Genomic DNA, 10,142 nt, shown 5'->3' with positions numbered 1-10,142 from the left:
CAGGGAGCCGGCAGCGGTCAGAGCCCGGATCCGCGCGATGAACTCGGGCCCGGGAAGCGGCAGTTCCACGTCGTCGTCCACGAACTTCACGGCGGAGACGACGTAGTCCATCACCGCGCCGATCACCGGCTGACGGGTGCGCAGCCGACGGTCGGGCCTGAGTCTGCTCAGGATCCGCAGCGTGGTCGGCAGACTCGCCGGCCGCCGGATGGGGGGAAGCCGTCCGGGCACCGCCCGCACCTGCTCGTCGGGCTCGGAGGCGCCGGGAATCTGCTCGAACCACCAGGCGGCGGCGGCCTCTTCCCCCAGCGAGCGGTGCTGGAGGGCGAGGCAGTACGAGGAAGGGTGGTCACCGGCACCCGCGGCGAACTGCCACCAGAAACGCGCCGCGTCCGGTACGTCGCCGAGGTGGAGGATGCAGCCCAGCACCCGGGCGGCGGCCGGTTCGGCGGGCAGGGTCTGGGTGAGGAAGCCACGGCTCAGCGAGTCGACGGCCGCGCGGGTGACGACGGTCTCGCACAGGGTGCGCAGATCCCAGGCGGCGTCCCTCGCCCGGCTGTCCCGTCCGCGCCGCCGGGCCGGCCCGTGGGGGCGGGGCATCGAGGCGAGCGGTGCCGAGATCTCGTCGACGGCGCGAGCGGCGGGGACGGTGTCGACGAGGCGGGCTCTGGCGAGTAGGTGATCAATGGGTGAGGTCACCATGGTCCCTCCTGGGTGGGGCGGTCGGGGAAGAGGCAGTTGGTCAGACTGCGTTTGGCGTGCCGCTCCGTGGAGCGGACCAGGCCGAGGGAGAGGCCCAGGACGTCGGCCACGTCGACGTCCCGCATGCCGCGCAGATGCATCAGGACGATGACGTCCAGCTGATCGGGCGGCAGTCGGCGGACCGCCCCGAACAGGTTCATGGACTCCTCGACCTGGTGCAGCTCGGCGGCGCTGTCGTGGGCCCGGCGCAGCGCGACGGAGTCGAACGCTGCCTCCACCAGGGCCGGATAGCCCTCCCGGTGCGGCGTGCGTTCCAGGACGGTGTCGCGCAGCATGCGCCAGGCGAAACGTTTCGGGTTCGCGCTGGACAGCGCCTCCTCCCACACGATGAAGAGCAGGGTGAACACCGCGTCGACGGCGCGGCGCGCCTCGGCCTGGCTGCGCAGGAACGTATGGGCGTAACTGAAGTAGGTGCCGTAGTAAAGATCCTGGAAGGCGCTGAGATGCACGGGCCGCTCGCTGTCCGGGATGTCCTTGGCCACGCAGCCGTTGATCCACCCGGTGCGCTTGTTCGCCTCGATCGCGGCCAGCACCCAGCGGCTGCGCAGGGTGACGACCGACTCCTCGGGCAGTCCGAGGGCGAAGAGCAGCGCGCGCAGGCACTCCCAGCGCGGGTAGCGGCCCACCGCGCGCAGCAGCTCGCTGATCTTGGAGCGGGGCCAGCCCGTGCTGCGCTCCAGTTGTTCGATGGTCATGCCGCTGGCCCGGTAGGCCTCGCGCAGCGGCTGCAGCCAGGCCCGGTGGGCCGGGGAGGCCTCCTTGGTGATCGGGCCCAGCTTGCGGCCCGGCCTGGTCTGCGCCGGGCCCCGTGGCCCGGTCGGCGGCATCGGCATCGTCACCGCGGACGCTCCTCACCGTCGCGCGGGCCGGGGGCGGCCGTGCGACCGGCTTCGGTGGTCCACTTCAGGCACAGGGTGACGAGTAACACGAGGGCCGTTGTGACAACGGCCGTTCTGCCTATCATGCGTTTCCTTTGACTGCGGTTCCGAGTCCGTGGTGGGGCGGCTCCTCGGACGTTTGCCGCGTCCCCCTGTTCGAGAAGCCAGGCCCCAGCATGGGGTGTCGGCGACCGCGCTGACCGGCCGATCGGCGATCCGGGAACAATGCGAGCGTTCAACGACCGGGCAGAGTGGGCCATTTCGGTGTCGTCTTTCGCGCGAAGCTGCACACTGTGGCCCGCAAAGGGCGATGTTCCCCGTTCCGCTTGCGCCGTCCGGCCGCCCCGGCGCCCAATGGGCGGCGAAGGGCACCTCGCCGTGCCCCGTGCGGGATCCCTGTCCGGGAGACGGCCCCCTCGTTTGCCGCGAGGGGGCCACCGGCTGTTTGCCGCGAGGGGCCACCGGCGCGTGGCGCCAGGGCCCCGGAAGTGCCGTGCCTACTCGCCCGCGCAGAGGGCGTTGTCGATGAGACCGCGCATCGCGTCCTCCTGACGGGCCGCCGCGTCGGGGTCCGCCGGGCGGCTGTGGGCGGAGACGGTGAGGGTGCGGCGCCCGTCGACCGTGACGGCGCCCCGCATGACGTACCCGAACCCGCTTCCCCCGTGCCCGAGGTACCCGCCACCGCAGGACAGCGGGGTGAGGAACAGCCCCAGCCCGTCCCCGGTGCCCGCGGGGTGACCGTGGCCCTCGGGCACCGGGACGGTGGTCCGCATCGCGGCGAGCGAGGCGGGCTTCAGCAGCCGCCCGCGGGCCAGGGCGGAGAGGAAGCGGTTCAGGTCACGCGCCGTCCCGGTCATGGAGCCGTCGGCTCCGTTGTCGAAGGGGAGGTAGGGGACCGTGGTGTCGACGAACGGCCCGCCCGGGGCGAACTGCTGATAGTCGGCCGCGTAGGGCCGGGGCAGGAGCGGCGAGACACCGGGGGCCTTCGTGTGCCGCAGCTTGAGGGGCCGCACGATGCGCTCGTGCACCTGCTGCTCCCAGGAACGACCGGTGACCTTCTCGATGATCATCCCGGCGAGTACGTAGTTCGTGTTGGAGTACGCCCAGTCCGTGCCCGGCGCGAAGTCCGGCTCGTGACGCATGGCCAGGGCGACCAGCTGCGCGGGCCGGTAGGTGCGGCCGCGGTTGGCGAAGTACGTCTCGGCGTTCTGCTCGGGGAAGACATCCCCGGTGTAGTCGTGCAGACCGCTGGTGTGGCGCAGCAGATCGCGGACGGTGATGGCGCTTCCGTCGTTCCCCGCGCCGGCGACGACCCCGGGCAACACCTCCTCCACCGTCTGATCGAGTGTCAGCCGCTTCTCGTCGACGAGCTGGAGCACGACGGTCGCGACGAACGTCTTGGTGATACTGCCGAGACGGAGATGACCGTTCTCGGGAACGGGGCGGCCGCTGTCCAGATCGCCGACTCCGGAGCGAGCGGTGAGGCTCCCGTGTGGCGTGTCCACCCGGACGGAGACACCCGTGACCCCGGCATCGCGCAACGCGTCGGCGTCACGCTGCAACGACCGTTCTGCGGGGGCGGACGGAGAGGGCGCGCCCGCGGACTCCGCGGCAGCCGCGGCGTCCCCGACCGGCAGAGCGGACACGACCAGCGCGAGAGCGGCGGAGGACAGCCAAACACGACGAATGATCATGCTCCGAGGCTAGAAAGCGCCACATCGGTCGGCGATCCGGCCGACCCCCTGACGTAGCGGGTGCTACCCGTATGGACATCACCCCACGAGCGCATGCACTCCATCCCGCGCCCCCACCGGCCGGCACCGCGGGGGCGCGCCGCGATGAAGCGTTCCCTCAGCTGCCGCGCATGACAGGGGGACGATGCGTGGGACAGTCACGCCTCGGCGAGGGCACGCGGGCGTGGTCCGGTCGGAGCGGCAGGGACCACGCCGTGCGGATGTCGTCGATCACGGGGCGGGCGCTGTAGGCGGAGATGCCGAGCTCCCGCCGGGCCTGGGCCAAGCGGTCCGGTTCGCCGTCCGGGCCTTGTTCCACCGCCAGAGCGGCGCGTTCCGTGAGGCGCTTGACCGTGAAGATGTCGAGCAGCGTGAGCGAGAAGTGGGCGTACGCGGAGGCCTCGTCGATGAGGTGCAGCGCTTCTGGCGCCAATGGCCCGGCGACGGCGGGGGAGAGGCGTTCGCTGGCGGGCCGGAACGCGAACTCCTCCAGGATCGACCGGATCTTCTCCTGGGTGCAGGGGCAGGGATCCTGTTCGCTCAGATAGGTGTCCAGCGTGCCGAACGCACGCAGGATGTCGCTGGTCTCGTGGCTCCACTGATGCCTGCTCAGCAGCGTCCTGAAACCGGCGAGGGTCTCGCACAGCTCCTCCAGGACGAGGTGCCGGGAGATGTCGGTCAGTTCGTGGCTCCGTGACTTCTCCTGCATCTCGCTGATCTGGATTCCGTAGCGCAGCAGGTCCCGCGGAATTCCGCCGGACAGGGCGTGGGCGAGCATCATGTAGGGGTCGGTGAGCCGGTCCGTACGCTTGGCGAGGATCTTCCGCGATTCCTCGAACGTGCTGGGCTGCACGTACACGATGTCGTCCAGCGAACTGTCCGTCACGCCCCGGTGCGGCAGGCCCCGGCGCACGAAGGTGGCGCCGACGTCCTCGGCCACCGAGATGAGGTAGTACACGTAGGGGACCCCGAGGACGGCCTTGATCTCGCCGAGGAAGGCCAGGGCCTCGGTGTCCGAGCCCAGCCGGTCGACCTCGTCGACGGCGATCACCACGGTCTTGTTCCTCCCGGCGTACGCGGCCCCGATCCGGGTCAGCAAGTCCCTGAGACTGTCGACCAGTTCGGGGAAATTGGGCGGAATCGTGGACACGGACGTGGCGTGGGAGCCGCCGAGGGACAGGAGCTGCGCGGTTCCCGTGGCGTTGAAGGTGTTGCTGGACGTCTGGATGGTCTGGAGCCGGTAGAGGTGGTCGCGGCAGCGGGTCACCAGCTCCGGTACGTCCGGGCGCGGCTTCCGGTCACCGAGCTTCGCCATGACCAGGCCGGCCACGAAGCCGGTCATCCGCAGCGGATTGTCCTCGTCGGCGAGCAGGGGGTGGATCTCAGGGCTGTCGACCAAGTAGAGGACCAGGCAGCAGGCGGCCCCAGCCGCGACCGGCTGGAACAGGCGCCGCAGGTCGACGCGCCGGCGGCCCAGCGAGAACCCGACCCCGGAGTCGCGGACACCGGCGCAGATCCTCCACCCGAGGAAGAGCAGGCCGCCCGTCATGAGGGTCCCGGGGCTCACGGCTGTGGTGAGCCTCGCGATCTGGTCGTCGAAGACCAGGCTGACGAGCGACACGAACATCAGGAGGAAGCCCAGGTGGACGCAGGCCTGCCGCCAGCTCGCCCCGACCATCCGGGGCAGCCAGGCCGCGTGCCGCGACCGCCACCACACCACGCCGGCCGCGGTGACGAGCAGGCTCCCCACTACGGCGTGTCCCTCCCAGATCCCCACGGCGCGCCCGCGGAGGGAGTCGCCCTGCTCGCGGGCGGTGTCGCCCAGGGAGTCGGCGTACAGCGCGTACAGAGAACGGGCCGACGCCGACACGCCGAGCACCACCAAGGCGGCGGCGGGCAGCGCGAACGCGCTCCACCGGCCCAGCCGCCGCGCGCCCGCCCGGAGACGACCCAGCATCCGCCGGGCGGGCGAGAGCCGGGTGAACTCCGGTACGTCGTACCCCTCTTCGCGTACGTACGCCTCGCACAGCCGCACCGACAGCGAGAGCAGGAAGTCGTGCGGAGCATAGGTCGCCGGAGCCTGGGCCAGCAGCCCCAAGTCGGCTTCCTCCACGCAGTGTTCGAGGAGCGTCGTCTTGCCGGAGCCGCGCGGCCCGCACACCGCGATGGTTCCGTACTCGACCTGCGCGAGCTTGCGCTGCAACTGGGACTTGGCCCGGTTGTCCACGACGTGCTCGGGCGATCGGGGCGTGCGCAGCCCCGAGGAACGGTCCGGGAGGAAGAGCGCGTCGGGCTCGTCCCCGATCAGGCGGCGGACGGTGTCCGGAACGGCGGGCAGTGTCCCCTCGACCAGCAGCGTCCTGCCCCACCGCAGCGCCTTCACCCCGACGATCGCGCGCCAGAGCACCCACGCGGCGGCGAGCGCGGCGCCCCGCAGCGCGTCCGCCCCGTGATCACTGACGGCCGAGCGGCGCAGGAACAGCACGCACCACACCGCGGCCAGGGCCGCCACCGCGCCACCCAGCCAGAGCGGACCTCCGATGAGGAGCACCACGAACATCCCGCCGACGAGCAGGGCGACGGCTGCCCGCCAGTCCCACCGGGACCCGCTCGCAAGAGTGCGCCGATCCTCCTCCAGGTCCTCCAGGAACTCGTACGCGTAGCGATACTCGGTGTACGCGCTGCCCCGGCACCGCTCGACGACGAGCTGCTTGGTGCGCGGTCGGAGCATGTCCCGCTCGGCCTCGGTCCACGACAGGTCATGCGTGGCGAGCAGCCGTTTGGTCCCGGGGTCGTACAGCGCCTCGCTCACGCACCGTTGGTAGATGTGCTCCTGGTCCGGCCGCGTGAAGTCCGCGAACTTCAGGCGCTGCAGGTCGCGCCAGACTCTGAACGGCATCATCCGCGTACGTCTCCTCAGCCCAGATTGCGGGACCTGCGGATGTTAGCGATCTTGAGGGGGGTCCGCGCAACGCGCGCCGTACATCCCTTACGCGACAGGGGAGTTGTCGGGCTGAGCGGTCCCGAGGTCCCTGCGTCGCAGCAGTCGCGCGCCGAGCTGGACGCCGCAGGCCGCGACGGTCAGCAGTCCGCCGACGAGGAACGTGCCCCGTACGTCGGCCAGTGACAGGGTGAGTGCCCCGAGCGCCGCGCCCGCCGCGATCCCCGCGTTGTACGCGCCCGAGTTCGCCGCGAGCGCGATGTCCGTGCGGCCCGGCGCGCAGTGCAGCATCGCGTTCTGCGTGGTCATGAACACCGGCCCGAGCGCACTGCCCATCACCATCAGGAACACGACCGACGCCACCGGATCGCCGCCGACCGCGTACAGGCCCAGCATGCCCACCGCCTGAGTGACCACGGCAGCGGTCAGCGCGGACTGCGGGAAACGGTCCAGGAACGCCCCGGTGACGCTCACGCCGGCCAGGCACGCGACGCCGAAGCCCACGAGGAGCGCGCTCACCGCGCCGGGCGAGAACCCGCTCACGTCCCCCAGGAACTTCACGATGTAGGTGTATCCCGTGAACGCCCCCGTCGCGGACAGCGCCCCGGCCGCCAGCACCGTCGCGAACCGCCGGATGTCGGGACGGGTTCCGTAGGCGGCGGACTCCTCCTCCGGCCGTGTCGTGGGCAGCAGGGCGGCGATCGTCACCAGAGCGGCGAGCCCGAGTGCCGCGAGCACGGCCAGGGGAACACGCCAGCCGCTGTGCTGTCCCAGCCACGTCCCGGCGGGCACCCCGAGCACCAGAGCGAGCGAACCGGCCACGGACAGCGCACCGACCACACGCCCACGGACCTCGGGCGCGAACAGGCCCACCGCGACCGGCCCCATCACCGCCCAGAACAGCGCCTGGGCGAGCGCCGTCAGCAGCCGCGCCACCAGGAGCTGCCAGTAGGAACCCGCGAGCGACGCGGCCAGACTGGAGATGACGAGTGCGGCCAGCAGCGCCGTGAGGACATGGCGCCGGGGGACGGCCCGCACGGCATGCGCGAGCGGCACGGACGCGACGGCCACGGTCACGCCGTACCCGGTCACCAGGAGGCCGACCGCGGAGAGGGACACCCGGAGGCTCTCGGAGATCAGCTCCAGGAGGCCGACAGGCAGGTTCTCCGCGGTGTTGAAGGCGAACGCGGCCAGCATCAGCGCCGCGAGCACCGCCGGCCCGCGCCATCGGGCCGGTCGCCCCGCGCTCGCACGGTCCGCTCCCGCCGTCACCCGCCGTGTCCGCTCCATGGCACCGTCCATGGAGGTACCTCACCGGCCCCGTCGGTCCCACCGCAAGCGATTTCGCGGTCGGCCGGAACCAGTTCAGGCCCCACCGCAAGCGACTACTGGGGCGCGCTCGCCTTCAGCCAGTCGTCGACGGTGACGACGTCCGCCCACTGCGGGAACAGCCGCTCGACGAGTACCCGGTGCACTTCCGGGTCGGGGTCCAGGCAGGCGTCGGCGAGGACGGTGAGGCCGAAGTCGAGGTCGTTCGCCTGGCACAGGGTGGACAGCACCACGGCGCTGGTGGCGATGCCCGTGAGGACGAGACGGTCGATGCCGCGCGCCCTCAGCACGACGTCGAGGTCGCTGCCCGAGAACGCGCTCGCCCGTCTCTTGGTGACGATCACGTCGCCCGGCAGGGGCGCGATGTCGGGGTGGATCTCGGTTCCGGGGGCGCCCTCGACGTAGAGCCCGTTCTCCGCGATGGCGGCGAGGGGCTTGTTGTGTGCGCCGACCTCCGGGAAGCCCGGACGCAGCGCGATGACCACGTAGATCACCGGCATGTCCGCCGCCCGCGCACCGTCGATCGCCCTGCGCACGCGCGGCAGGTATCCGGAGCCGTCGTCGACGGCGTCCACGATGGCCTGCTGGACGTCCATCACGAGAAGAGCGCTGCTCATGCCGCCTCCAGGGTCGATGCCAATTCGGCCTTGCGGAGGCCGGGTTGATCTGGTGTTCGGATCCTATGCGGCTCAGGCTCCGGCTCCAGTTCCGGCTCCGGCCCTGGATCCGGCCCCGGCCCTGGATCCGGCTTCCGGCCTCCCGCCCGTCCTCGTCCTCGGCCTGCCTCGGTCTGCCCTCGGCCTCGACCAGGGGGCATCAGGACAACCGTGGACGCCCCAGTTTCCCGATACCCCACCGGGTACCCGGCCGGTGGGGGAGGTGATGCCGATTCGTGCCGCGAAACCCTCTTGAATACCCCCCTGGGTATACCTGTTACTGTGGAGCACAGATACCCCCCGGGGTACACCGATTACCCCCGCGGGTAGACCGACTCAAGTGGAGGAGCCGTAGCCGTGTTCTTCGCCGACACCCTGGAACTCGAAGGCCTGGGCAACCGCAGCTACCTGGCCGGCGGCGCCCGTGGCGCGGTCGTCATCGACCCGCCGCGCGACATCGACCAGGTGATCGCCGCCGCGGCGAGGCGCGGGGTGCGCATCGCGTACGTGGCGGAGACCCATGTGCACAACGACTACGTCACCGGAGGGCTGGAGCTGGCCCGCGTCAGCGGCGCGGTCTACCTGGTGCCGGCCGCCGCCCAGGTGTCCTTCGCCCGCACTCCGGTCGCCGACGGCGACACCGTCGAGGTGGACGAGGGCCTGCTGCTGCGCGCGGTGGCCACTCCCGGTCACACCCCGCACCACACGTCCTACGTCCTGGAAGAGGACGGCCGCGGTGTGGCCGCGTTCACCGGCGGATCTCTGCTGATCGGCACGGTGGGCCGCCCCGACCTGGTGGAGCCACGGCTGACCGAGCAGCTGGCCCGCGCCCAGCACGCCTCCGCCCACCGCCTCGCGGCCGAGCTCGACGACGACGTGCCGGTGCTGCCCACGCACGGGTTCGGCAGTTTCTGCTCCTCCTCCCAGGCCGAGGGGGACGCGACCACGATCGGCAAGGAGCGCGCCACCAACGACGCGCTCACGCTGGACGTGGACACCTTCGTCGCACAGATGCTGGCCGGACTGGAGGACGTGCCCGCCTACTACGCGCACATGGGGCCCGCCAACGCCGCCGGGCCCGCGCCACTCGACCTGACCCCGCCCGAGCGGGCCGACGCGGAGCAGATCGCCCGGCGGCTCGCCGCGGGGGAGTGGGTGGTCGACCTGCGCAGCCGGGTCGCTTTCGCCGAGGGGCATGTCGCCGGGTCGTTCAACTTCGAGGGCGAGGGCAAACTCGCCACGTATCTGGCCTGGTTGATCCCGTGGGGCAAGCCGGTCACCCTGCTCGCCGACACCCCGGAACACATCGCCGACGCGCAGCGTGAACTGGCCCGGGTGGGCATCGACCGCCCGGCTGCCGCCGCTTCCGGCGATCCGGCCGCGTGGCTCCGCGAGGGCGAGGAACTCCGCTCGTTCCCCCGAGCGACCTTCGCCGACCTTGCCCGGGTGCGCGAGAGGGGTGACCGGGGAGCGCGGGGACCGCAGGTGGTGGTGCTCGACGTGCGCCGTGACTCGGAACGCGCCACGGGGTACGTCGAGGGATCCGTGCACATCCCGATCCACGAACTGCACGGCCGGACCGCCGAGGTGCCGCCCGGCACGGTGTGGGTGCACTGTGCGGGCGGGATGCGGGCGGCGATCGCCGCGTCCCTGCTGGACGCGGTGGGGCGCGACGTGGTGGCGGTGGACGACGGGTTCGACGCGGCGACGGAGGCGGGGCTGACGGTGGCTCGCGGCTGACCGTCGATCTGGTCCTGCGGCGCCTGATGGCCGCGCGCTGCCCCATGGCTGACTGGTGCCCCATCGCCGTGCGGCGCCCGATGGGCGTGTGACGCCTGAGGGC

At 71.7% G+C, this 10,142-nt stretch carries 7 protein-coding genes; 1 reads left to right on the top strand and 6 read right to left on the bottom strand.

Going from position 1 to position 10,142, the window contains the following annotated elements; all coding sequences use genetic code 11:
• From AB0L89_RS37080 to AB0L89_RS37055, 6 genes are all read right to left on the bottom strand, one after another.
• Nucleotides 1-702 (bottom strand): hypothetical protein (locus tag AB0L89_RS37080; protein ID WP_365151610.1); only part of this gene is annotated, 702 nt, incomplete at its 3' end.
• Entirely contained in the window at nt 696-1,595 is a 900-nt protein-coding gene (locus tag AB0L89_RS37075) for a helix-turn-helix domain-containing protein (protein WP_365151616.1), read from the bottom strand. The genes AB0L89_RS37075 and AB0L89_RS37080, both read right to left, overlap by 7 nt.
• 542 nt (nt 1,596-2,137) lie before the next feature.
• Entirely contained in the window at nt 2,138-3,334 is a 1,197-nt protein-coding gene (locus AB0L89_RS37070) for a serine hydrolase domain-containing protein (protein WP_365151608.1), read from the bottom strand.
• 157 nt (nt 3,335-3,491) lie between these two features.
• Nucleotides 3,492-6,275: a hypothetical protein gene (locus AB0L89_RS37065; protein ID WP_365151606.1), complete on the bottom strand. Its 2,784-nt coding sequence runs from the start codon at nt 6,273-6,275 to the stop codon at nt 3,492-3,494.
• Nucleotides 6,276-6,362: 87 nt separating this feature from the next.
• On the bottom strand, nt 6,363-7,511 hold the full coding sequence (locus AB0L89_RS37060; RefSeq protein ID WP_365151614.1) for an MFS transporter: 1,149 nt from the start codon (nt 7,509-7,511) through the stop codon (nt 6,363-6,365).
• A gap of 188 nt (nt 7,512-7,699) precedes the next feature.
• Nucleotides 7,700-8,260, bottom strand: a complete 561-nt coding sequence (locus AB0L89_RS37055; RefSeq protein WP_365151604.1) for an isochorismatase family cysteine hydrolase — start codon at nt 8,258-8,260, stop codon at nt 7,700-7,702.
• Nucleotides 8,261-8,656: 396 nt separating this feature from the next.
• On the opposite strand from AB0L89_RS37055, the gene AB0L89_RS37050 reads away from it, so the two are divergent.
• A complete protein-coding gene (locus AB0L89_RS37050; protein ID WP_365151602.1) occupies nt 8,657-10,039 on the top strand; it encodes an MBL fold metallo-hydrolase in 1,383 nt (460 codons plus the stop codon).
• The last annotated feature ends 103 nt before the right edge of the window (nt 10,040-10,142 follow it).

The sequence above is a fragment of the Streptomyces sp. NPDC052114 genome, assembly GCF_040680155.1.
Classification (GTDB): Bacteria; Actinomycetota; Actinomycetes; order Streptomycetales; family Streptomycetaceae; genus Streptomyces.
This window is presented reverse-complemented; position numbering and strand designations above follow the sequence as displayed.